This window comes from Flavobacterium psychrophilum DSM 3660 = ATCC 49418, from assembly GCF_002217405.1.
Taxonomy (GTDB): Bacteria; Bacteroidota; Bacteroidia; order Flavobacteriales; family Flavobacteriaceae; genus Flavobacterium; species Flavobacterium psychrophilum.
The window spans coordinates 51,954-76,967 of the sequence record NZ_MUHE01000021.1 but is presented as its reverse complement, the minus strand read 5'-3'; the positions used below and the strand labels follow the sequence as shown (position 1 = coordinate 76,967).

Sequence of the window (25,014 nt, the reverse complement as noted above, 5' to 3'; positions counted from 1 at the left end):
TAGAAAAAACACAATGCTCATTTTGGCTAAAGCCAATCTGTTTACTGATTCCAATCCGAAAGTTATAGCCAATGCGAGAAAACCGCCTAAATACTGAATCAATCCTCGAAATAATACATATATTTACAAATATTTTTTATAAATGAACAGAACATTATATTTCAATTACATTGTAGACAAAATAGGAATTTTATCTTATAATATTAATCAAAAAGGTAAATTAAATATACTTGATTTGCATAATCATTCTGAAAACTTTTACTCTTACTTTTTAAGTAAAGTATTTGGTTGGGAATTAGTGAATTTAAATCCAATACAACAAAATATTGAAGCTATTGATTTAATTGACCATAAAAAAAAAATAGTTTTACAAGTTTCTGCTACAAACACAAAACAAAAACTTGAATCATCATTAAGTAAAAAAATAATTTCAAAATATTCTTCATATACTTTTAAATTCGTTTTAATCTCAAAAGAATCAACTGATTTGATAAAAGGAACATTTTTAAATCCACATAAAATAAACTTTAAACCTGCTTCAGATATTATTGATAACAAAATGATATTAAACTTTATTTTATCGACCGATATTGAGAAGCAAAAAGAAATCTATCAATTAGTCCAAAAAGAACTCGGAAATGATGTAGATATAGTTAAACTTGATTCAAATTTAGCTATTATTATAAATATCCTATCTAAAGAAAATCTAGCTTTATCTAACAAGGTAGAGACAAATAGCTTTGAAATAGACAGAAAAATTACTCATAATTCTCTAGTTGCAACAAAATCAACAATCGAAGATTATGCAATGTATTATGGTAGATTAGATAAAAAATATGCAGAATTTGACACTCAAGGTTCAAATAAAAGTCTTTCTGTTTTACAATCAGTTAATTCTAGTTTTGTAGAAATATCTGTAAAACATCAAAATACTAGTTCAGATTATATATTTTTGCAAGTAATTGAAAATGTAAAAGAAAAAGTTGTTAATAGTGCCAATTTTATTGAAATACCAATTGATGAATTAGAGTTATGTGTAAAAATTATTGTTGTAGATGCTTTTATTAGATGTAAAATTTTTGAAAATCCTTTAAGTTACAATTATGCTAATTCCTGATAATATACATCCAGAAAATTCCATCTATTATAATGGAGCATTTGTTTTGAAATCACTTCAAAAAAGTAATTCTCAAAATATATTGGAACTATATTACAATGTAAAACAAAGTATAAATATGTCATTTTCAATATTTATCTTATGTTTAGATTGGTTATATCTTATTGATGTCGCAAAAATAAATTCTAAAGGTAAAATTATATTATGTTCTTAAAATCATTAAAAATAACTTCTAACAGTAATCTCATAAGAGAAATTAATTTCCGTAAAGGAATGAATCTTATTATTGATGAAACACAAGAAAATGAATTGTCGGATGGAACCGAAACAGGTAATAGTGTTGGCAAGACTACTGTTTTGCAATTAATTGATTTTTGTCTAGGTGCTAATGCAAAAGGTATTTATGTAGATCCTGATTCAAAAAAAGAAGAAAATCTGTTAGTAAAAGAGTATTTAAGAGATCAAAATATTTTAATAACATTAATTTTAAAAGATGATTTAGATGTTTCAGATTCAACAGAAGTTACAATTCAAAGAAATTTTTTATCAAGCAATCAAATAATTAGAAGAATTAATGAAAAGAATTATACCGAGGATGAATTTGAGATTGAATTATTAAATTTAATTTTTCCAAATCATAATTCCGAAAAGCCAACATTTAGACAAATAATATCTCATAATATTAGATACAAAGATGAAAATATAAACAGTACTCTTAGAACATTAGACAAGTATACATCTGATGCTGAATATGAAACTTTGCATCTTTTTATGCTAGGAATTGATTTTGGTAAAGGAAATGAAAAACAAAATTTAATAGCCAAATTAAAACAAGAAGATTCTTTTAGAGTCAGACTTGAAAAATCTCAAACAAAAACTGCTTATGAGACAACTTTAGCAATTATTGAAAATGATATTGAAAAACTAAATATTAGAAAATCAAATTTTAATTTGAATGAAAATTTTGAAGCTGATTTAGACAAATTAAATCAAATAAAATATCAAATTAATAAAACAAGTTCAGAATTAACAAATTTAAAAATAAAGAGAGACTTAATAAATGAAGCTGAAATTGATTTAAAATCAAACTTTTCAGATATTGACATACAACAATTACAAGCTATATATCAACAAGCTACACAAAGAATAGAAGGCATTCAAAAATCTTTTGATGATTTAGTGAATTATCATAACCAAATGATTAATGAAAAAGTTGAATTCATTAAAAAAGAAATGCCAGAACTTGAAAAAAAAATTAGTTCTAAATCTTTTGAACTACAAAGCTTATTAATAAAAGAAAAATCTCAATCACAAATAATATCGAAAAGTGAATCATTTGAAGAACTTGAAATTTTAATTCTTGACCTTAATGAAAAATATAGAAAAAAAGGAGAATATGAAAATATTATTCAACAACTGAATGAAGTTGAGGATGAAATGAAAGATTTGAATCAATTATTAGAGAAAATTGATGATACATTGTTTTCAGAAGAATTTGAATTAAAAGTAAAAAGTCAATTAAAAAAATTCAATAGCTTTTTTGCAAATGTTTCTGAAACGCTTTATGGAGAACAATATGCATTAAAATATGATATAGTAACTAATAAAAAACGTCAAAGACTATATAAATTTAGTGCTTTTAATACTAATTTTAGTTCTGGAAAAAAGCAAGGTGAAATTTCTTGTTTTGATATTGCATATGTTATGTTTGCAGACACAGAAAATATTCCAACATTGCATTTTTTACTAAATGATAAAAAGGAATTAATGCACAATAATCAATTAGTAAAAATTGCAGAACTAGTTGATAAGACAAATATTCAATTTGTTGCGTCAATTTTGCAAGATAAGCTACCTGATGAATTGAACAAAGAGGAATATTTTGTTGTGAAATTATCGCAAGTAGATAAATTATTTAGAATTGAAAATTCAGAAGAAAATTAAGCACTGGCTATAACAGCGGTAGCTGTTGCACAACCCTAAATTTTTGAAAAACATTTACAAAAACCATAAAAAAACAGCCTCGTTTAATCCGTTTTAAGCGAGGTTTATTTTTGGGTTAAGTTCAAAGTTGTAAAATTTTGATGCCTTAAAAACATACGTTTCAGTTAAAAAGGATCGTTTGACTTAGTACAACACAAGACAAGAACAAATTTAAACTAGGTTACACTTTTTCTTTCCCCAATTTGTTGTCTCCACATGGCATAATACAAACCTTTTTCTAGCAACAAATCTTCATGTTTACCTTGCTCGATAATTTTTCCTTGTTCTAGAACAAATATTCTATCAGCGTGCATGATTGTAGATAATCGATGCGCAATAAGAACCGTAATTCGGTTTTGATCTGAAATATTTCTAATGGTAGTATTTATTTCTTCTTCTGTGATCGAATCTAATGCAGAAGTTGCTTCGTCAAAAATTAATAAATTTGGATTTCTTAATATGGCACGAGCAATAGATAAACGTTGTTTTTCGCCACCAGAAACTTTAATACCGCCTTCCCCAATGGTCGAATTTAATCCGTCTTCGGCACGGTTTAATAAATTTTCGCAACTTGCACGGTTTAGTGCATCATATAGCTCTTCATTGGTAGCATCTGGCTTTACAAACAATAAATTTTCACGAATAGTTCCTGAAAACAATTGTGCATCTTGCGTTACAAATCCCAATTGCCTACGCAAATCTAACAAATCTATTTCGTTAGAATTTACGCCGTTATACAATACTTGCCCCTCTGCGGGCGGATACAACCCTACTAACAACTTAACTAAAGTTGTTTTTCCTGCGCCAGACGGACCAACAAACGCTACTGTTTCTCCTTGATTGATATGAAAATCTATATTTTCGACTGCCGAAAATTTTGCCGTTTTGTGCTTAAAACTCACATTTAAAAATTGTAAGGAAGAAATTTTTCCTATAGATTTAGGTTTTTCTGGACGAAATTCAGATTTTGCTTTTAATAAATTTTCGAAATTTTCCATCGAAACTTTCGTCTCATTTTTAGCAATAATAAAGGCACTCAATTCTTGCAAAGGATTGAAAATAAAAAAAGTAAAGAACACCATAGTAAGTAAATCTCCTACTACTATTTTATGACTAAACAAGAAATAGTATAGGGTAAAAACAACAGAAGTTCTCATAAAATGAACCGTTGTACCTTGAATAAAACTTAAACTTCTAATGAATCTAATTTTTTCTATTTCTAATTTTAAAATCTTATGCGTGTTCGAATTTAATCTACTTTCCTCTTGTTGTGTTAAACCTAAACTTTTTACTAATTCGATATTTCTCAAACTTTCGGTTGTAGATCCAGCAAGAGAATTGGTTTGTTGTACGATTCTTCTAGAAACAACTTTAATTTTTTTTCCTAAAAAAGAACTAATAAAAGCAATAATTGGGGCTGTTAATATGAATACAAAAGCAATACGATAATCTATTCTTGATATGTAAACAATAACAAAAATAAATCCAATAATGGTTTGAAATATTAATGAAATAGAAAGGGTAATTAACTTTTCGGAATCGGTACGTGCTTTTTGTAATTTGCTTAATGTTTCTCCGCTGCGCTGGTCTTCAAAATCTTCGTAAGGCAAGTCTAAAGACTTTTTAATCCCATCTGTATACATTTCGGCACCAGTACGTTGAATCACTAAATTGGTAAAATAATCCTGAAAATTTTTAGTAATACGAGAAATCATGGCAGCCCCCAGGGAAAGCCCTATCCAGAAACCAACAGCTTTTATAAAATTAAGCTCTTGTCCTTTGTATTTTGCAATACCCACACCGCAATCTTGCATTAATTTACCTGTTATTATAGAATCACTTAAACTAAAACAAATGTTTATAGCAGCCATGAGTAAAGCAAAAAGCAACAAGGTTTTATGTTTTATTAAATAAGAATATAGGAGTTTCATCTTTTGTTTTTTGAAGAAGTAAAAGTAGTAAATAGATTGTAATTGTTTAAATTTATAATACAAGATGTAGTATTCTTTTTCAATCACAAAATCTATTGCTTTTCTTATTGTTATTTTATATTTTTGTGCAACTTAATTTTTTTTTATGAAAAAAACATTTTATACCCTTTGTGCTTTAAGCTTACTTCTTATTTCTTGCTCTAAAGACGATACAACAGTAGCTACAGCTCCTGAAAATACCACAACCAATATTTTACCTAAAAAAATTATTGAAGAAGGAGTTACTGGCATTCTAACCTATGATGGCAACAAACTTCTTACAGTGACTTATCCTTATAAAAAAACAGTTTTTACGTATACTGGCGATATAGTTACCAAAATTATAAGCTATAGCAATAACGCAACGTCACAGATAACAGATTATACTTATGACAATGGTAAGTTAAAAATCATAGATTTAAACGAAATAGACTCACCATCTACAAATAAAACCGTACTTACTTACAATACAGACGGTACAATTACCTATATTAGAACAGCTAAAAATAAGCAAACAGGTATTGAAACTCCAGAACATTCAAAAAAAGAAACCTTTTTAAACGGGAATATTGTAAAAAAAGAAATAACTGCTGGAACACACAATAGTATTTATACTTATGAATACGACACTAAAAACAATGCAACAAAAAACATCTTAGGTTTTAATAAATTATTAGATGCTGAAATGAGCAACGCCAATAATCTTGTTAAAGAAACGACTGTACAAATCGGATCGACGCAAACGACAAGAACTACAACAAACCAATATTTATATAATGCACAAGATTATCCTATAGCGCAAAAAAAATATGATGAAACAAACGTTCTTAAAAGAACGACAATCTTTGAGTACTAGTACTCGTTTTTAAAGTTAATTTTAGCCCTTTCAGAACTCAAACTCCGAAAGGGTTTTTCTTTTATAAAATATTCCCCTACTTTTGTTTAAAACAAGAGAATGCAATTTACAACTCCAATCGCTATTGCAAAAAGTAATCATCTAATAAACTATAATTCGAAAATAGTTTCTTTAGGCTCTTGCTTTGCAGAAAATATGGCAAAAAAATTTGAGTATTTCAAGTTTCAAAATACGGTCAATCCGTTTGGCATTATTTTTAATGCTGTTGCTATCGAAAAACTAATTTTTAGAAGTATTCACAAACACTATTTTACCGAAGCAGCTATTTTTTTTCATAATCAATCTTGGCATTGCTATGAAGTGCATTCAGAATTGTCTAATCCAAACAAAGAAGAGTTTCTAAAAACTTTAAACGAATTAATCGATTCGACACATGTACAAATAACCCAAGCAACTCACTTCATTATCACGCTAGGAACAGCTTGGGTTTATAGAGATATAGGAACCAATGAAATTGTTGCCAATTGCCATAAAGTACCACAAAAACAGTTTACAAAAGAATTACTTCCGATAGAAACCATCAATAAAAGTTTACAAAACATAGTCACTTTAATTACTGAAATAAACAAAGAAGCCAAATTTATTTTTACAGTTTCTCCCGTTCGCCATATTAAAGATGGCTTTGCAGAAAATACACTAAGCAAATCGCATTTAATTTCTGCAATTCACAAAGTTGCAAACTGTCAATTATCAATTATCAATTACTTTCCAAGTTTCGAAATCATGATAGATGAACTACGGGATTATCGTTTTTATACCGAAGATATGTTGCATCCAAACCAAACGGCGATCAATTATATTTGGATTCGTTTTTTCGAGAATTATATCGATTCAAAAGAATTTGCTACCATGCAACAGGTTTGTGATATTCAAAAAGGACTACACCATAAACCGTTTCATTCGCAATCTGATTCTCACCAACAATTTTTATCGAAACTTCGAGATAAAATTACTAAACTTGTAGTCATATATCCATTCATGAAATTTTAATTATGCGAAACAGAATCATTACCGGAATAGTTTTAATCATTATAGTTGTGTTTTTATTTAAGTTTTGTACGTTTAAAAAAGAGGACCATTCGAGCTTAGAAAACAGCACAGCACTAATTCAACAACAAATTGTAAATGTAGGAAAACTGGTTGTTACCGAAGGCCATTTTGCCGAGGTACTTACCTATAAAGACCAAAACACTTATTTTGGAGGTATGATTTCTTTCGACAAAAAAGCATTAATTATAGTAAATGCCGATGTGACTGTTGCGTATAATTTACATGAAATGAAATATGATATTGATGAAAAAAACAAAATAATTACCATTCTTAATATCCCAAAAGAAGAGATAAAAATTTCTCCAGACATTCAGTTTTACGACGTAGATCAAAGCAAACTAAACCCTTTTACTGGCGATGATTATAACAAAATAAACAAACAAGCTAAGACAAGTTTAGCAAATAAAATAGAAAAATCGACTTTGAAATCTAATGCTCAAAATCGATTAATCTCTGAATTGTCTAAAATGCTAATTCTAACCAACAGTATGGGTTGGAAATTACAATACGAAGGAAATATTATTGGAAAAGAAAGTGATTTTTCTTCGAAAATAAAGTCGTGATTCTTATACCGATTCTTTTTCGAAAATTAGTTCTAAACCATTGCTAATTAATTTTTTTACTTCGGGTCTAGAGTTCTTCAAACTTTCTAAATGTGAAATTATTTTTGAGCTAAGAACGGTATCTTTAGCCTGTACTAATTCTACAATTTCTACCGAAAGCAACCAATCTTTAGGGTGGTTTTCGAGCAATTTTCCAAAAGTATCTTCTAGCGATAAATGGGTCGATTTTCCTTCACGAATATTTCTAACATTTTCATACAAGCCTTCTAACTCATGACGTTCGGGTGTTTTTTTAGCCTTTATTGTTTGAGATGATGGAATATGTGTAATCATATTAAAACTTTGCACATCTGCTGGTCCAGAAAAAGCTGAAATTACTTTTTTGCCAACCGCCATATCATAAATTCCCCATTCTGGCTGAAACAAAATGGTTTCGCCATGAGTAACCGTACAATTTTTGAAACTAATTAATATAATTTCGCCTTGCAAATTGCGTGAACCTGTAATAATTTCTCCAGAAACTACAATATTTCCTTCAAATTCTAGTGTTACCTTTCCTGATTCATAAATATCGTAAGCTTTTAAATCTCTCGGACTCATATCTTCGATAGCCAGATTAATTCCTTTTAGCTTCCCTATTGGGCTTCCAAAACCTTCCGCATGATAAGAGGTACCGTGACCAACTAATTCTTTTTCTCTATAAGATAAAGCTGTTTTTCCTGTGGTTTGTACATAGATTGGTTTCCCTTGGTCTTCAATAACATTTGCAAATAAACCCGAAATTTGCAATCCAGTACTTAACTCTATTGTCCCAATGGCTTTCGAATTAATTAGTTTTTGAATACCAGATAATCCGCCAGTTCTTAAAGCCATTTTGTTTGCAAACTCTTCTAAAACTTCACTTAAATACGAAAAATCGGGTATCACAAAAAGCTGAGGTTGTGGTTTTGTAATATCGAAACTTTGGTTTACCGCATCGATAGAATATGGGATTTTAATTACATTATCTGTCATGCACCAAGCACTTTCGCCAATAGATGAGAGCAAACCTGCGCCATATATTTTGGGGGTTTCTATGGTTCCTATTAAACCATACTCAACAGTCCACCAGTGTAAGTTTCTTATTTGCGACATTTCTGACATTTCGCCCATATTATTTTGCAAGAATTCTACTTGCCTTTCGGCAGCATCGATTTCGGCTTGAGGGGTACCTTCGGCTTCTTTTACTATAGATAATAACCGCACCGCTTCGTACATTTCGTAATCACGTGATGATGAGATTGCTTTGCAACCTATTTCGCCAAAACGGCGTAAATATTCGGCATATTCAGGATTGGCAATAATAGGTGCGTGACCTGCGCCTTCGTGAATAATATCTGGTGCGGGGGTGTATTCTATGTGTTCTAATTGTCTGATATCTGCAGCAATAACAAGGACATTATAAGCTTGAAATTCCATAAATGCATTGGGTGGAATAAATCCGTCAACGGCAACAGCGGCCCAACCAATTTCTTTTAAAATTCGGTTCATGCCGTACATATTTGGGATATTATTTATTTCTAAGCCTGTTTTTTCTAATCCTACAAGATATGATTCGTGAGCAACTTTAGACAGATAATTTACATTTTTGCGCATCACATAGCGCCATACAGCTTGGTTTATAGGTGTATATTCGCTATAATCTTGTGGCTTTATAAACTGTTTTAAATGTTTTGGCAATCTGTTAATCAGCGGGTTGCTTTCGAAATGCGCTTCCATAATATTGTAATTATTGTTTGGAAGTAAATTTAGGGATTAAATAATGTTTTTTTTAGTTTATTGTATAAAAAAACCAAAACTTTTTTGTTTTGGTTTTTAATTTTCAGTTTTATACTTTATTTGCTTACTGGTGGATATTGCAATAAAATGCTATTGACGAAACATTTTATGTTTTCGTCTTTTTTGTTGGTGTTTTTAGTTAAATAGCCTACGCCTTCTCCTTGCCAAATTAGTTCTTTTTTCTTGGCGTCTATTAGATCGATGGTTAGCGTTCCTTCGGTATTTGTATTGATGCTGTAGTTTGCGCCAAAATAAGGGTCCCAACCAAAGCCCCAACCATATCCGTAATAGGCATTAAATTGGTTAACATTTATGTTTTTTTCGGCTTTGGTATTAATATTTATTAGCAAATCTGGTGTTTCACTTTTGGTAAAACCTTTGGTAGTCATTTGCTCATCGATAGAACGGAGGATTCGTTTTTTGTCTAAATCAGAAATTTCTACTTTGTCGATTCCTGTTTTGTAAAAAGCATAGGTTTTGTAAACCGAAAAATCTGTTTTTTTGTCATAATCAGAATTTACTCTTACTGCGCTACATGAGGCGAATAAGAATGGTACTAATATTGCTAAAAATTTAATTGTTTTCATGATTTTATTTTTTTAACTAATTGATTATTAATAGTATTAATCAAAATCTATGCCCAAATCATCTAGATAATTCCTAAAATCACTTTCTTGATTAGACTGGTAAATGTTGTTTAGTATTATTTTGAATGTTTTTGTTTTCTCGACTTCTAGGTGTTTTGAGGCGGTCATTTCGAGGTTCTCCTTTAGTGTTTTCTTGTATTTTTCGATATTGGTATGTATGGCTTTTTCGGAGGAAGCGTTAAACTGGTAGTAGAAAGCGGTATCATCGAAATGAAATTTTACCTGGTAGGTTTCGGCTTCAATTTCTTTTATTTTTGAGTTTAATTGGGCTATTATGTTTTTCTGATTGGTTTGATTAATTTCTAATTCGATTGTGTTTTGTGGGTCTATTTCTAGCCAAAGCATGAGCAATTCGTAATAATCTCTTTCGTTCCAAGCTTTTGTAAGCCTTTGCATTTGTTCTTCTTTTGTGGCTTTTTCGTCTTTGGATTTATACAGATCTGGGTGTGCTAATTTGGCTAGTTTTTTGTATATTTTTTGAAAATCGATGTCGGTTTTTTCGATTTTTTGTTCTTTTTCGAGTTGTTTTTGCCTTTCGTTTGCTTCTTTTTGTTTGGTTCTCATTTTTTCTTCAACTCGTTTTTTGAAGGCTGGGTCATTTATTTTCTCAAAATCAAGATCTTCATCTTCAAAGTCTAAATCGAATTGTGCGAGCATATCTTTGATGCTTTCTTGTATTATTTCCGTTTCGAACTTATTTAAATTTTCTTTTTGAGATTTGAAGTATTGATCGAGGGCTTTTTGCAGGTCTTCGCTTTCGTGATTATAGTTGGCTAAGAGTTCTAGTTCTTCGTTTATTAGGTTTGCTATAATTTCTTTTTCCCATTTTGTAAAACTTTTCATACCGAATTTTTTTATCAATAAAATGACGAATTGTTCTTTGGTATGGCACAAATTAATTTTGATTTCGGTAGTTTTCTTGTCGACTAATTGGCGAATGTTTGTTATTTTGGTTTTTAATTTTTCGAAATCAGTGTTTAGCTTTTCTATTTTTTGAAGTTTTTTGCTAATGTCTTCAATTTGTTTGTTTGTTTTTTCTTCTGATTTTTGTTGGAGTATGATTTTTAGTTGGTTGTTCATGTGTTTTGTGTTTTTAGCCCAGATGGAAACGGAAATCCTTTTGCGGGAAAATTGTATTTTTTATTGCCTAAAAAGAGCGACCAAAGGAAGCTCCTTTTTGGGCTTATAAAAAAACAATTTTACAAAAAAGATTGTAGTGTACAGCTGGATTGGCTTTTAATTATTGTGTTTAAAAATCGAACAATTTGTCTTCGACTATGTTGGGAATTGTAATTTTTAGTAGCGGTTGTGCGGCCATGGCTCTTTGGATTGCGAAAATTGCGTTGTTGTTTCTTGCCCAGCTTCTGCGTGATATCCCGTTGTTTACGTCCCAGAAAAGCATTGATTCTAATCGTTTTGAGGCTTCTTTTGAGCCGTCGAGCACCATGCCGAAGCCGCCGTTTATTACTTCTCCCCAGCCTACGCCGCCGCCGTTGTGGATAGATACCCATGTGGCGCCACGGAAGCTGTCGCCAATGACGTTTTGTATGGCCATATCGGCGGTGAATCGTGAGCCATCGTAAATATTTGAGGTTTCGCGATATGGGGAATCTGTTCCTGATACATCATGGTGGTCACGTCCTAGAATTATGGTTTGAATTTCTCCTTTTGCGATGGCTTGGTTAAAAGCTTCTGCTATTTTTATTCTTCCTTCGGCATCTGCATATAGGATTCGTGCTTGTGATCCAACTACTAGTTTGTTTTGCTGTGCGCCTTTTATCCAGGTGATGTTGTCTTGCATTTGTTGCTTGATTTCTTGTGGTGAGTTTTGCATCATTTGTTCGAGAACTTGGCAAGCAATGGCATCGGTTTTTGCTAAATCTTCTGGTTTTCCTGAGGCACAAACCCATCGGAAAGGGCCAAAGCCGTAGTCGAAACACATGGGTCCCATAATGTCTTGTACGTAGCTTGGGTAGCGGAAATCTATGTGGTTTTCTGCCATTATATCTGCTCCTGCACGAGAGGCTTCTAGTAGGAATGCGTTTCCGTAATCGAAGAAATAGGTTCCTTTTGCGGTGTGTTTGTTTATGGCTTTTGTGTGTCTGCGTAATGTTTCTTGTATTTTTTCTTTAAATAATTTAGGGTTGTTTGCCATCATTTCGTTGGCTTCTTCGAATGAAATCCCAACTGGATAGTAACCGCCAGCCCATGGATTGTGTAGGGAGGTTTGGTCTGATCCTAAATCGATGTGTATGTTTTCTTGGTCGAATCGTTCCCAAACATCAACTACATTTCCTAGATAAGCAAGGGATACGACTTCTTTGTTGGCTTTGGCCAAAATGACTCTGGCTACTAGTTTGTCTATGTTTTGAAAAACTTCGTTTACCCAGCCTTGCGAGTGACGAATGTGTGTGATTTTTGCATTTACTTCGGCACAAACGGTAATGCAACCCGCTATATTTCCTGCTTTGGGTTGTGCCCCGCTCATTCCTCCTAATCCTGAGGTTACAAATAGGCCTCCAGAAGTTGTTTTTTTAATTTTTCTGAAACCGTTTAAAACCGTGATGGTTGTTCCGTGTACAATTCCTTGTGGACCAATATACATATAACTTCCTGCGGTCATTTGTCCGTATTGGGAAACACCAAGTGCATTCATTTTTTCCCAATCGTCTGGTTTAGAGTAATTAGGAATAACCATTCCGTTAGTTACAACAACTCTAGGTGCTTCTTTATGAGAAGGAAATAATCCCATGGGGTGACCAGAATACATAGCCAATGTTTGCTCGTCTGTCATTTCAGACAGGTATTGCATTGTGAGTAAATATTGTGCCCAATTGGAGAAAACTGCGCCATTTCCGCCATAAGTAATTAACTCATGAGGGTGTTGTGCTACTGCATAATCGAGATTATTCTGAATCATGAGCATGATGGCTTTTGCTTGGTCACATTTTCCTGGATAATCAGAAATAGGTCTGGCTTTTATTTCGTAATCTGGACGAAAACGATACATATAAATGCGTCCGTAGGTTTCGAGCTCGTGCGAGAATTCTTGGATTAACGTTGCGTGGTGTTTTGCATCGAAATATCGTAAAGCATTTCTTAAGGCTAATTTTTTCTCCTCGACCGAAAGGATTTCTTTTCGTTTTGGTGCATGATTTATAGCTAAATCGTATGGTTTAGGATTTGGAAGTGTAGCTGGTATTCCTTGTTGTATTTGTTCTTTGAAAGTCATTTTTTATTGAGTTGCTAAGGTTCTGAGCTGTTCAGATTCTAAGTTTTTTTGAAGACTAAGAATAGGTTGAAACTAAGAACTGTTGTTGTTTTTAATTTATGGTAAACTGATGGTAAACTGTTAGTTAAATAAATAATATCATTAAAACGGGTTGTTATTATAAAAAAGCTATGGATAACGAATAACTGATCTATGGTAGGATTTGTATATCATAATGCTGTATTTTAATGATTGGTTATTCATATCATAGTGTTACTAATCTGTTTGCAATCGCTATTTTTTTACTTCTTTATTGTTCCTGTTTTTTTATTGAAACCATAGGGACAATGGCGGCATCCGCTTTTGCAACAATAGCCCCGTTTTAAGTGGTATTTATCTGTAAAGCATTTGTAGCCTTCTGGTGTGTAATAGAAATCTTCGCCTTCTATTGGTTTATTTTCTTTACTTTGTAAATTCATGATTACAAATTTATAAACTTTAAAGTATGTTTCTAATTGTTTCTAAATATTTAATTTCAAAAAAATACAGAGGATTTACTTTTTTTCCATTTATAATTATTAGAAATGTTTTTGATAAAACAGATAAAATTCTCATAAACCACGAAAAGATACATATTCGCCAGCAATTAGAGTTGCTTATTTTGCCTTTTTATATTTGGTATTTTTTAGATTTTTTAATTCAAATGATTAGATACAAAGATAGCAACAAAGCTTATAGGAATATTATTTTTGAAAAAGAGGCTTATGCTAATGAAAAAAACCTCGACTATTTAAAATCGAGGTCTTTTTGGAAGTTTTTAAATTATAAATAATTTATTCTATTAGGGATTGTAATTCTATTTGTTTTTAAACATCATACAATATCGTTAGCTTTATCAGGACGTTTTAATATAGTTATAGTAAAACATGGTTTTACGGGGTTTCTATTTTAAAATAATAAGTATTTATTATTTATGCCCAACGGGTTAAACAATTTAGTAAATTACTTTTTTTATTACTACTTTATTATTTCCTAAGGTTACTTTAACGATTATAACACTTGTTGTAGGTGGTAATTCGGTTAGTTTTACTTCGTTTTTGATAATACTTTTTTTATCTAACAATGTTTTTCCTAACACATCATAAATAACAACATCTTTAATATTTTCTTTAGTTGATATTATGTTGATGCCATTATTAGCAAATACATTTATGTTATTTGAATAATTAAAATCGTTGTTTGATAATGCGTTTTCTGTATAACGAATTACAAAACGATTGTTTGTTATTCCTGCTACTGCTGTAAACTGATATGGTGTTTCGGTTAGATTGTGTATTACATTTAGGAATTTATCTTCAAGGTATATGGTTTGTGCTCCCGCAGCAAACATAGCATCAACGGCAGCAATAGCAATTTTATAAGTTCCGTTTGCAGGGATTTTTATTCCCACAGGCACATTATCATTTATATCAAATGGTAATGCTCTACCTTGAATAACCATTGGCTCATCATTAATTAATGAATAAAAATTCTGACTTGATTTATAATCGGTTATTGCATCATATAAATTTTCTTTTTCGTGTGTTGCGTCATTAGCGTAACCAATTAAGATTCTGTTTGCAGTGGTAGTTGGCGAAATTAAATCTATCCAAAACCTATGTTTCTCCTCTGTAGTGTTTTTAGTAAAACTTGCTTTTTTATAAAATTGGCTATTGTTATTAGTAACTCTCATTGTATTGTTAAAAGTTACGGTGCCTGATCCTGCTGGCCCGTTATTCATTAGCACTAAAAACGATTGTCCGGCAGCTATCTTACCATTAAAGACACTTGGTCCTGCGCTCGCACCTAATTTATTATAAATAATATAATCGGTATCTGTATAATTATATGCGTAATCTGCATAGAAAGGATCTGTTACACCTGTACTAGGCAGTGTCCCGTGAGTCCATAAACGTATAGATCCGTCAATCATATTATTAGCAGCTAAGTTTAAAAAAGTTAGCGCATCTATCGCAGATGGGTATGGGTTTCCTATAAGATTCCAGTTGTCATCTTCTATTGTTCTTATAATTCCATTTGGAGCAACTCCTGTAACATCAGTACCTCTAATAATAGATGGAGTAAAAATACCGTTATTTGGTGTACCAATAAAGTTTGCTTTTAGCGCGCTTGGTGCGGCATTTGTAAATCCGTTTGGTGCACGAAGAATATAACCTGTTGTTGGAATCATATTCTCTGTAGTGCTTATCCAATTTCCAAAACCTCCATTAGTATTTACTGCTGTAGTTCCCCATTTGTATATAAACCCAGCTGGGGTAAGTGGCGACACGCTTTGCACTGGAAATGTTCCTGCTAGTAGGTTCCCAACAGGCGACGACCAATAGCAATAATCTTGTAAACGAAGATTTGCAATACGCTCCATATTAATATTTCCTGAGTTGGTAACATTATTTGTTTGCACTAAACTTCCTGTATTTTTAATATTAAAAGTACCACCTGCTAGCACATTAACAACATTAGCTACAGTAATACTAAAACCAGAATTAACTGTTAAAATAGCTCCACTTTGTATTTTTACACTACAAGCTAACGCGTCTACTCCTGTGCCTATAATTGGATTATTTACAGTACTAGGAATATTTACTGCCTGAGCAATTGTAGGAATTCCTGAAGGAGTCCAGTTACCAGCAACATTCCAATCTGCACTCAAAGAACCATTCCAAGTTTTGTCAGTATTAACATTTACAGTTGTTTGCGCAGTATTTGAATACGCAAGTCCATTACATAATGTATAATTCAGTTCGGCAGTATATGTTGTTGTAACAAGTGGACACACATTTATAACGGCAGTATTTCCTACAACAGGACCTGAAGTTCCTGCACCTTCATACCATTTTATCGAAGTAGGAACACTTGCACCAGATGGTGTAAAACGCCATGCTTCGTTTGTAGTAGCCCAATCTGGATCTAAAGCATTTCTGCCTGGAGCTACAGTTGCTGCTGTTCCGGTTGCGTTTTGTAAGCCTACGATAGCATTACCACCGTTCCAAGTGGCGCAAACAGTTTTATTCTTAATATATACCTCAATTATATTTGTGTTCTCGTAAAGAACCATCATACCTGTATAGTTGTCTGAGGTACAACTATACATAGGAACATTATTCCATGAAGCAACTAATGCTCTACATCCTGTATTTAATGTTATTAATTCCCAACCTACCTCTCCGCCAATTGCTGGGTTTATATCATGATATACTCCATAAATTGAATTTTCAAATAAGTTTCCTGTTGTACTTGGCAAGTTATCTGAAAAAGAATAACCAGAGACAGTATTTGCTTTTGCAGTGTTAAAAGTTAAAACTCCATTAGAACCTATCACACATTGACTGTAAGTATTTCCATAAAAACAAAAATTAAAAGGCAAATTAACAACTGGAGACCACATATCATCAACATTTACACTTACAGGGTTTTTCATGCAATTAAATTGATATGGAGGTGCATAAGCTATTGAAGACACGGTATAACTTGTAGTCTGCTTAATTGGTGTAAATGTAGCTTCTAGATTTGCACATGCCGCAGTAGAACAAGTAATTGTGGGTGCTGGCGACCCACCTAATCCTAAACCGCCAGAAACAGTATTAGGACAACCTAATGTAGTTGTTCCGATTCCTGAACCATAACATGTTTTAGAAACTAATAACACATCATCTATTGCTCCTGGAGGCTGTGCTCCAATGCTTGAATCATTTGTCCATTCGAAAACCAATCTGACAGTTGTACCTGCATAGGCAGAGGGAAGCAATAGATTTTCAGATGTCCAAGTTGTTTTCACGCTAAAATCACCTCCAATTTGAATAATTCCAGTTGGTGCCGCACCAGAGGCTGATATTGCAGTTCCGGAGGTTGGTGTAAATGTAGTGGGTACTACCCAAACTCGTATTTTATCGTAAGAGGATTCTCCAGCATTTATCCATTTAAAACTTAAAGAAATATCAACTTCTCCTGCGGGAATAGTTATATTCCTATACAAAAAAGATGCCCTTGAACTAGAAATATCGTAAAGATGGGCACCTCCTGCTGTATTTGAAATATAAGCACAACGTGATCCCGAAAAGCCTGTTGCTCCTGAAGTTCCGTCAAACCAGACGTTTTGCGTTGCAGACCCACCAATAGTACTCCAACCATTTGCAGCAAATGTAGTACCAGCCTCAAAACCTCCTCCAGTTGCAGGCCCTATAATTGTAGTTTGCGCACTTATACTAAAAGCATTCAACAATAATAACACTGCAAAAACCACAAAAAAACATGCTTTTGTATCCTTTTTTTGAAAATAATTCTGGTTCATAATTGTTAACTTTTTTTTTAATTTCGAAATATATAACTAATAACTAAATAAAAAAAATATTAAACAAAAAAAATACTATTTAATTATCGATAATCAAAAAAAAACACTATTTATCATAGCATTAAGCGAAAAACAATTAAAACACAACAACTACTTAAAATACCAACTTTTTTAAATAAGCAAGATTAAGACAAAGCGTTTTCCGATACAAAAGCTGCATCAAATTCCATAGTATCTAAAACCTCTACTTCTTCCGCTTTTGTTAATTTAGAATCTTTAGTTCTATTAAATTTTTCAAATTGTTCTGTTTTTTCTTCTTCGCCACTAAAATAAGGAAAAACATCCATAATTGGAGATTCCGAAATAGCAGGTATCGTATAGTCGCCCATAGTCCCATTCATAACAGCAACGGTATTGTCATAAGCTTCTTTAACATCATTGGCTTGTAGCAAAATATACATATTTGTTTTGCGTTCTTTACCGCTTTCTTCATCAAATGCTAATAAGGATACTTTCGATTTAAACCAACGATCTGTATTTTCGAACGGATGTATCTCGGCATAATTGGCTACTTTGATATTTGTAATTTTAAATTCTTCACTAATATAAGCAGACATCTCTTCATTAATTCTAGTTTCGGCTTCGGTATAAGTCAAGGCATCTACTAAATAAGGCTCTGTGGTGACCTTTTGCACACCTGTATCATCTGTTTTTCTATATTTTACTTTGCATTCGTACCAAATTGCGCTCATAATATGATTATTTTTAGGATATCAAAGATAGATTTTAATAGAGAATAAAACTTCAAACACAAAAATAGATATTCACAATTTTCAGATAGTGGTTTGAAGCAACATTAATTACTACAATTCAATCTTTAAAAACACTAAAACATTAATAATTAATATTGGCATTGCGTTGCCAATTTGCTCTTTCAGACTCAAGCCTAACGAAGAAGGAATAACAAACTGCGTATTTTTTATTTTAATAAGTTCAAAAATTAGATAGTTTAAAAGATTCTACTAACGTGATTACAAACCCACATTAAACAAAAAAAACAGGCAAATTTGCCTGTTTCTAATTTATTTTTCTCTAATATAAATATCTATCGGAACTCCTTCAAAATCCCAATTTTCACGAATTTTATTTTCTAAGAAACGCTTGTAAGCATCTTTTACATATTGAGGTAAGTTGGCAAAAAACACAAACTGCGGTGTTGGTGTTGGCAACTGCATACAATATTTAATTTTCACAAACTTCCCTTTTAAGGCTGGTGGCGGATGATTTTCGATAATTTTCAACATATATTCATTGAATTTTGAAGTCGAAATACGTTGCTGTCTGTTTTCATAAACCTGAACCGTAGCTTCTAACGCTTTTAATAAACGCTGTTTGGTAAGCGCTGATACAAAAAGAATAGGCACATCTACAAACGGCATGAGTTCTTCACGAATTTTAGCTTCATAATCACGGGTTGACATGGTGTCTTTTTCTACCAAATCCCATTTATTTACCAAAATAACAACCCCTTTTCTGTTTTTTTCGGCCAACCAAAATATACTTTGATCTTGCCCCTCAAAACCACGAGTTGCATCGATAATTAAGATACAAACATCGGCATGCTCGATCGCACGAACCGAACGCATTACCGAATAAAATTCTAAATCTTCCTTTACTTTAGCTTTACGACGAATCCCTGCGGTATCTACTAAGTTAAACTCGAAACCAAAACGGTCATATTTAGTATCTATCGAATCACGAGTAGTACCCGCAATATCTGTAACCATAAAACGTTCCTTACCAATTAAAGCATTGATAAAACTAGATTTCCCAGCATTAGGACGACCTACAACTGCAAAACGAGGCAATACAATCTCTTCTTGCGTTGGTAATGGTTTTATAGGAAAAGCATCAATAAGCGCATCTAACAAATCCCCTGTTCCGCTTCCAGATATACTGGCAAAAGTATAATATTCTCCCAATCCTAAATTATAAAACTCGACCGCATCTTTTTCACGCATGGCGTTATCAACCTTATTTACAGCAAGTAAAACAGGTTTGGTCACTTTACGCAACATTTTTGCAACCGCATCGTCCATAGGTGTAATTCCTTCTTCTACATCGACCACAAAAATAATCACATCACTTTCGTCGATAGCTAATTCGACTTGCTTGCGAATTTCTCCTTCAAAAATGTCGTCCGAACCACGAATATATCCACCGGTATCTATTACTGAAAACTCTTTTCCGTTCCATTCGCTTTTACCGTAGTTTCTATCTCTGGTAACTCCAGAAACCGAATCTACAATAGCTTCTCTTCTTTGTATCAGCCTATTAAAAAGGGTCGATTTCCCTACATTAGGTCTTCCTACTATCGCAACAATGTTATTCATAAGGTATTTTTAATATTTTACAAAGGTAGTCAAAAAAGTGACTAACTTGCTAAGTAACTAAGATTCTAAGCTTTTATGGTATTTTTAGGAGCCAATCCTGCTGTCCGCTATATCTTTTCCTTGCTAAAGGAGCAAGAAAAAGGATGCCGCTACCATCAGGGCTAGAGCATTATCATCAATTCAAGGTTTTCGAATAAACAAATAACCGTTATTGATTGTACCCAAAACGCTTCAACATATTCACGTTGCTTCTCCAGTTTTTGTTTACTTTTACATACAATTCGATATGTATTTGTTTGCCAAAAAACTTTTCTAAATCTGCACGAGACTCTACCCCTACTCGCTTTAGGGCTTCGCCTTTATGACCTATAATTATTCCTTTTTGGGTTTCACGTTCTACCATAATTAGGGAACGAATACGAATTATATTATCGTCTTCAAAGAATTCTTCGGTAACAATTTCTACTGCATAAGGAATTTCTTTGCTATAATGTATCAATATTTTTTCACGAATGGTTTCGTTTACAAAAAATCTTTCGGGTTTATCTGTCAGCTGATCTTTTGGGTAATAAGCTGGAGATTCTGGTAGTAATTTTATAATTCGATCAAATACTTCTGGAACATTAAAATTTTGCAAGGCCGATATTGGGAAAATTTCTGCATTAGGAACTTTAGCAGTCCAGAACGCAACTTGCGCTTCAAGTTGTGCTTGATTTGAAGTGTCTATTTTATTTAACAGTAATAAAACTGGTATTTTTGCATTTATAATTTTATTAAAGAAAGCTTCATCTTTCAAGTCTTGCTCACCAATTTCGACCATATAAACTAAAACATCGGCATCTTCAAAAGCAGATTTCACAAAGTTCATCATTGATTCCTGCATTTCGTATGCTGGCTTAATGATTCCTGGGGTGTCAGACAAAATCATCTGAAAATCTTCTCCATTTACAATTCCTAAAATTCTATGACGTGTAGTTTGTGCTTTTGATGTAATAATTGATAATCGTTCGCCAACAAAGGCATTCATTAACGTAGATTTTCCTACGTTTGGATTTCCTATGATGTTTACAAAACCTGCTTTATGTGACATTTATATTGTATTTTATTTTTACTTCGTACTATTTAGACCAAAATCTAGAGGACAAAGGTAGTCATATGAAGTGAATAGTAGCAACAAAAAGAGATCTTAATTACACAAACACTATTATATTAGCGATTAAAAGACAACATAAAACATTAAAATTCAAATAAATAGAAAAAAAAACATATTTTTTTCACTCTTTTTGGTTGTAAGTAAAGAAATTGGTTGTACATTTGCACTCGAAACAACGCGGGATAGAGCAGTAGGCAGCTCGTCGGGCTCATAACCCGAAGGTCACAGGTTCGAGTCCTGTTCCCGCTACTAAGTAGCTTTATTAAGATTACAAAACGCACATCGCGGGATAGAGCAGTAGGCAGCTCGTCGGGCTCATAACCCGAAGGTCACAGGTTCGAGTCCTGTTCCCGCTACTAAGTAACCCTTTCAGAAATGAGAGGGTTTTTTTATGCGTATATATAGAGTTTCACTTTTTTTTTGATATGAGTTAATTAAATCTCGATTATTCTACAATTTCTATTCCCTATAATACTTTAATTTTTTATTGAGCTTATTTAATTGTTTGTCTAAATCCGAAAGCTAATTTTTATCTTGCACAATTCCGCAAACAGACACATTCCTAACGTGCTTTTTCAACCGCTTATTCGTATAAAATTTCATCTAAAATAGGTTTTACATCGATTGCATAAAGACTTATTTATATGTGTGGCGCATAAATTTTGCCCTTTTTTAAAAAGCTCGATGGGCTTCTATTGCGGATTTAGACCCACTAAACAGGGAATTTCGAAATAATAGCATATCATTTTATCGAAGGGCTAAATTTAAGTGTTTTATTTGTTTTTTTTAGCATAAACACCAATATTGTAAAGTAAAAAGGACTATAAATGAAAACAAATCATTGAAGTTAATTTTTAATTACCATTTTAAATAACTACTTTTGCACCCAATTTCAAACAGAGCTACACTCGTAAAGGTTTGACAATTAAATTATTATTTTAAACATTGGTATGAAAAGAGTTATCGAATACAGAAAGTTACTTGAAGTTGACAAAAATGTAACTTTGAAAGAATTAAAAACTATTTACAGAAACAGCATGAAGGATTCTCATCCTGACAAATTTGTAAATGATGAAGCTGGAAAACTTGCTGCTGAAGAAACGAGCAAGAAGATTATTGGTGCTTACCACTTTTTAGTAAGTATATCCGCAGAAACTGTCGAGAAAAATCTACCTGAATACACAGACACTATTACAAACTCTAATATACATGGTTTTCATTTAGAAAAACAAACTTTGCATATTAAATACTTTAACGGAATGGAATATGAATATATTGGTGTTCCTAGAAATATTTATGTAAAAATGGTAAATGCAGAATCTCCTAATCGTTTTGCAAAACGTCATATTTACGGAAACTTTATTTATAGAAAATCTGGTGAAGCTGCTGAAGAATAAACTTTTGTAACACACGACAAATAAAGAGACTTTCCTTACAGAAAGTCTTTTTTTTTTTTTTCAAATCTCATCATTAGAAATTACCACAAGAGTAAAGTTTTTCGTTACAAACGAAGTGGTCTAAACCCTAATAAAAATAAAGATCTAGTAATGTAATCTTTTTGAGGCAGCAAAAATTCAATACCTAATGCAAAACGCCGCCATCAATAGTGTTAATTTTATCCGATATGCAAACTAAAATTAAAAACAAACCCCATCGGGATTTTATTAAGACTAGCGCAGAAAACGCAAACGAAATCGAATAAAAAATTTCAATAAAAAAGTATTAATTTAGCCGTCGAATTATAACGATAAGAATTAGATGAAAAATAAATATGTTGATTTTATTTCGGATGAACATTTACTGAATTGCATTGCAAACCTTCATAAATCATATTTAAAAGCGAAAAAGAATATCACAAAAAAGAATTTCTACAGTAATAAAGTTGATACAATAAAATTGACTTTTGACGCTCAATTCAACGATATTAATCAGGAAAGTTTAATTCAAGCCGAAATATTACGCCAAATTGACAAATCGATAAACAATTCTATTGGAACTTTTCACGAGCAAATTTTGGGAGGAATTAAGGGTTTTCAAGTTGGAAATCTAAGCGGTTTTGACGTAAAAGCGAATGACGATACTTTGTTTGCAGACATCAAAAACAAACACAATACAATGAACAGCAGTTCGGCAGAAAGTTTATTTCAAAAACTGAAAACTTACGCCGACAATTACAAACAAGCTAAATGTTATTGGGTCCAAATACTTGCAAAAGGCAGTTTCAACGATTTGTGGAAAGGAGAAATAAACGGCAAGGAATATAGTCATAGTAGAGTTTACAAAATTTCGGGCGACCAATTTTATGCTTTACTTTCGGGAAAAGAAAATGCACTTTTTCAATTATACAAAGTATTGCCTACAGCGATAAACGACTATTTGAATTCGATTGAAAAAAGTGATATAATTAAAGAAAATTCTGCATTGCACGAAATAAAATTAGAAACTGAAACTTCGAAAAGAACAATTTTAAACCAAATTACTTTTGAAAATTATAGTTATTATTTAGGCTTCGACAAGTTGTAATAGTTATTCAAAAACTTCACAATAGAATAACCAACTTCCTTTCCTAAATTAACAGGAACTGCATTTCCGATTTGTTTGTATTGTTGAGCAACTGAACCCTCAAATTTCCAAGCATCAGGAAAAGTTTGAATTCTCGCATATTCTCGAACCGTAAACGGTCGAGTTTCTTCGGGATGACATCTTTCGGTTTGCTTTTGTGCAGGACTGCAAGTTAAAGTTAAACAAGGTTCGTCCCAACCTATTCTTCTTGCAATTCCAGTTTTACCGCCACCAAGATGAAAACTTCCGCCCATAAATTCTTTTTGAATTTCAAGCGGTAAATCTCGCCAATATCCTTTTTGTGGCACTAAATCTAAAACATCTATTTTACTTTGAGGATATTTCGAACCTTCCGATACGGGTACATTACAATCGAATAATTCTCCTTTTTTTAGGGCATCTTTTAAGTTGTAAATTTTCTTGTATGGTTTTGGATATTCATATTTTAAATCAATATCTTTTCTGATTCCAACTAAAATTAGACGTTCACGCTTTTGAGGAACATTAAAATTTATTGCTTTTAAAACTTGAACAGGAACAACATTATAACCAATTTCATCTAAAATTGAAATCATTCCTTGCAAAGTTTTTCCGTTTTCGTGACTTAACAAACCTCGAACGTTTTCTCCTATACAAATTGGAGGATTTACTTCTTTTACGGCTCTAGCAAATTCATAAAACAAAGTTCCTCTTGCATCTGCTAATCCTAATTTTTTTCCTGCATAACTAAATGCTTGACAAGGAAACCCACCGGTTACGACATCTACTTTATTATGATATTCTGAAAAATGCAATGACCTAATATCTCCTTCCAAAACATTCCAATTTGGTCTGTTGTGTCGTAAAGTTTGACAAGCCCATTTATCAATTTCATTCAGTGCCACACATTTTAATCCTGCTTTTTCCATTCCAATGGCCAAACCTCCAGCACCAGCAAATAATTCTAAAACAGTATAATCGTTTTCGGCTTCAACATAATTTGTAGTTGTTTCCTGAACATCCTTTTCTAAAAAACCTGCAAATAAAGTATCAACATCGGACTTTTTATAAACTCTATAATTACTCATAGGTTCACGAACAGCAGAAAGTTTTCCTTCCTTGTCCCAACGTCGCAAAGTTTCTTTACTTTTACCAATATACTCGGAAGCTTCCGAAAGCGTCAAATATTTATTCATAACCAAATTATTTAACCTTATACAATGGTTACAAATTTAAAATAAAAATTGGAATATCCAAACGAATAAAAAAGAAAAAGAACAACAGTTATACCAATTTAGCTTTAA

General features: G+C 32.3%; 20 protein-coding genes and 2 tRNA genes. 11 read left to right on the top strand and 11 right to left on the bottom strand.

Annotated elements, in window-relative coordinates:
• The first annotated feature begins 142 nt into the window (after positions 1–142).
• Genes B0A57_RS06390 through B0A57_RS06380 form a run of 3 tightly spaced genes read left to right on the top strand, consistent with a single transcriptional unit; the run spans position 143 to position 3,061 of the window.
• A complete protein-coding gene (locus tag B0A57_RS06390; RefSeq protein WP_034098740.1) occupies positions 143–1,117 on the top strand; it encodes an ABC-three component system protein in 975 nt (324 codons plus the stop codon).
• A complete protein-coding gene (locus tag B0A57_RS12450) occupies positions 1,104–1,331 on the top strand; it encodes an ABC-three component system middle component 6 (RefSeq protein WP_011964052.1) in 228 nt (75 codons plus the stop codon). The genes B0A57_RS06390 and B0A57_RS12450 overlap by 14 nt, the downstream gene beginning before the upstream one ends.
• On the top strand, positions 1,322–3,061 hold the full coding sequence (locus B0A57_RS06380) for a DUF2326 domain-containing protein (protein WP_034098742.1): 1,740 nt from the start codon (positions 1,322–1,324) through the stop codon (positions 3,059–3,061). Before B0A57_RS12450 ends, B0A57_RS06380 begins: the two co-directional genes overlap by 10 nt.
• A 215-nt stretch (positions 3,062–3,276) precedes the next feature.
• On the opposite strand, the gene B0A57_RS06375 is transcribed toward B0A57_RS06380, so the two are convergent.
• Positions 3,277–5,031, bottom strand: a complete 1,755-nt coding sequence (locus B0A57_RS06375; RefSeq protein ID WP_011964054.1) for an ABC transporter ATP-binding protein — start codon at positions 5,029–5,031, stop codon at positions 3,277–3,279.
• Positions 5,032–5,176: 145 nt separating this feature from the next.
• On the opposite strand from B0A57_RS06375, the gene B0A57_RS06370 reads away from it, so the two are divergent.
• The 3 genes from B0A57_RS06370 (at position 5,177) to B0A57_RS06360 (ending at position 7,599) form a co-directional block, all read left to right on the top strand.
• The gene (locus tag B0A57_RS06370; RefSeq protein ID WP_038466748.1) at positions 5,177–5,926 is read left to right on the top strand and encodes a hypothetical protein; all 750 of its coding nucleotides are present in this window, start codon (positions 5,177–5,179) and stop codon (positions 5,924–5,926) included.
• Positions 5,927–6,025: 99 nt separating this feature from the next.
• The gene (locus B0A57_RS06365) at positions 6,026–6,976 is read left to right on the top strand and encodes a GSCFA domain-containing protein (RefSeq protein ID WP_011964056.1); all 951 of its coding nucleotides are present in this window, start codon (positions 6,026–6,028) and stop codon (positions 6,974–6,976) included.
• A gap of 2 nt (positions 6,977–6,978) precedes the next feature.
• The gene (locus B0A57_RS06360) at positions 6,979–7,599 is read left to right on the top strand and encodes a DUF4230 domain-containing protein (protein WP_011964057.1); all 621 of its coding nucleotides are present in this window, start codon (positions 6,979–6,981) and stop codon (positions 7,597–7,599) included.
• 3 nt (positions 7,600–7,602) lie between these two features.
• Here B0A57_RS06360 and B0A57_RS06355 read toward each other — a convergent pair whose 3' ends face one another.
• From B0A57_RS06355 to B0A57_RS12220, 5 genes are all read right to left on the bottom strand, one after another.
• The gene (locus tag B0A57_RS06355) at positions 7,603–9,357 is read right to left on the bottom strand and encodes an aromatic amino acid hydroxylase (protein WP_034098746.1); all 1,755 of its coding nucleotides are present in this window, start codon (positions 9,355–9,357) and stop codon (positions 7,603–7,605) included.
• 116 nt (positions 9,358–9,473) lie between these two features.
• On the bottom strand, positions 9,474–10,004 hold the full coding sequence (locus tag B0A57_RS06350; RefSeq protein WP_034098747.1) for a DUF4136 domain-containing protein: 531 nt from the start codon (positions 10,002–10,004) through the stop codon (positions 9,474–9,476).
• Between the two features lie 36 nt (positions 10,005–10,040).
• The gene (locus B0A57_RS06345) at positions 10,041–11,144 is read right to left on the bottom strand and encodes a hypothetical protein (RefSeq protein WP_011964060.1); all 1,104 of its coding nucleotides are present in this window, start codon (positions 11,142–11,144) and stop codon (positions 10,041–10,043) included.
• A 169-nt stretch (positions 11,145–11,313) separates the two neighbouring features.
• Positions 11,314–13,296: a urocanate hydratase gene (locus tag B0A57_RS06340; protein WP_011964061.1), complete on the bottom strand. Its 1,983-nt coding sequence runs from the start codon at positions 13,294–13,296 to the stop codon at positions 11,314–11,316.
• 281 nt (positions 13,297–13,577) lie between these two features.
• Positions 13,578–13,754 carry a DUF5522 domain-containing protein gene (locus tag B0A57_RS12220; RefSeq protein ID WP_158001186.1) on the bottom strand — a complete coding sequence of 59 codons (177 nt, stop codon included), beginning with the start codon at positions 13,752–13,754 and terminating at the stop codon, positions 13,578–13,580.
• A gap of 26 nt (positions 13,755–13,780) precedes the next feature.
• Between B0A57_RS12220 and B0A57_RS06335 the strand changes: the two genes are divergently transcribed.
• Positions 13,781–14,107: a hypothetical protein gene (locus B0A57_RS06335; RefSeq protein WP_011964062.1), complete on the top strand. Its 327-nt coding sequence runs from the start codon at positions 13,781–13,783 to the stop codon at positions 14,105–14,107.
• Positions 14,108–14,269: 162 nt separating this feature from the next.
• Here B0A57_RS06335 and B0A57_RS06330 read toward each other — a convergent pair whose 3' ends face one another.
• From B0A57_RS06330 to era, 4 genes are all read right to left on the bottom strand, one after another.
• Positions 14,270–17,623 (bottom strand): T9SS sorting signal type C domain-containing protein, encoded by a 3,354-nt coding sequence (locus B0A57_RS06330; protein WP_038466745.1) that lies wholly within the window; start codon positions 17,621–17,623, stop codon positions 14,270–14,272.
• Between the two features lie 185 nt (positions 17,624–17,808).
• Positions 17,809–18,375 (bottom strand): DUF4494 domain-containing protein, encoded by a 567-nt coding sequence (locus tag B0A57_RS06325; protein ID WP_034098752.1) that lies wholly within the window; start codon positions 18,373–18,375, stop codon positions 17,809–17,811.
• A 330-nt stretch (positions 18,376–18,705) separates the two neighbouring features.
• On the bottom strand, positions 18,706–20,016 hold the full coding sequence (der, locus tag B0A57_RS06320) for a ribosome biogenesis GTPase Der (RefSeq protein ID WP_011964065.1): 1,311 nt from the start codon (positions 20,014–20,016) through the stop codon (positions 18,706–18,708).
• Positions 20,017–20,224: 208 nt separating this feature from the next.
• The gene (gene era / locus B0A57_RS06315) at positions 20,225–21,106 is read right to left on the bottom strand and encodes a GTPase Era (RefSeq protein ID WP_011964066.1); all 882 of its coding nucleotides are present in this window, start codon (positions 21,104–21,106) and stop codon (positions 20,225–20,227) included.
• A gap of 239 nt (positions 21,107–21,345) precedes the next feature.
• On the opposite strand from era, the gene B0A57_RS06310 reads away from it, so the two are divergent.
• The 4 genes from B0A57_RS06310 to B0A57_RS06295 all read left to right on the top strand — a co-directional run bounded on the left by B0A57_RS06310 (position 21,346) and on the right by B0A57_RS06295 (position 23,692).
• Positions 21,346–21,418, top strand: a tRNA-Met gene (locus B0A57_RS06310).
• Between the two features lie 34 nt (positions 21,419–21,452).
• Positions 21,453–21,525: transfer RNA gene (locus tag B0A57_RS06305), tRNA-Met, on the top strand.
• 594 nt (positions 21,526–22,119) lie between these two features.
• The gene (locus tag B0A57_RS06300; RefSeq protein ID WP_011964067.1) at positions 22,120–22,566 is read left to right on the top strand and encodes a KTSC domain-containing protein; all 447 of its coding nucleotides are present in this window, start codon (positions 22,120–22,122) and stop codon (positions 22,564–22,566) included.
• A 361-nt stretch (positions 22,567–22,927) separates the two neighbouring features.
• The gene (locus B0A57_RS06295) at positions 22,928–23,692 is read left to right on the top strand and encodes an Eco47II family restriction endonuclease (RefSeq protein ID WP_038466740.1); all 765 of its coding nucleotides are present in this window, start codon (positions 22,928–22,930) and stop codon (positions 23,690–23,692) included.
• On the opposite strand, the gene dcm is transcribed toward B0A57_RS06295, so the two are convergent.
• On the bottom strand, positions 23,668–24,906 hold the full coding sequence (gene dcm, locus B0A57_RS06290; protein ID WP_038466737.1) for a DNA (cytosine-5-)-methyltransferase: 1,239 nt from the start codon (positions 24,904–24,906) through the stop codon (positions 23,668–23,670). The two genes, B0A57_RS06295 and dcm, sit on opposite strands and share 25 nt — an antisense overlap.
• Between the last annotated feature and the right edge of the window lie 108 nt (positions 24,907–25,014).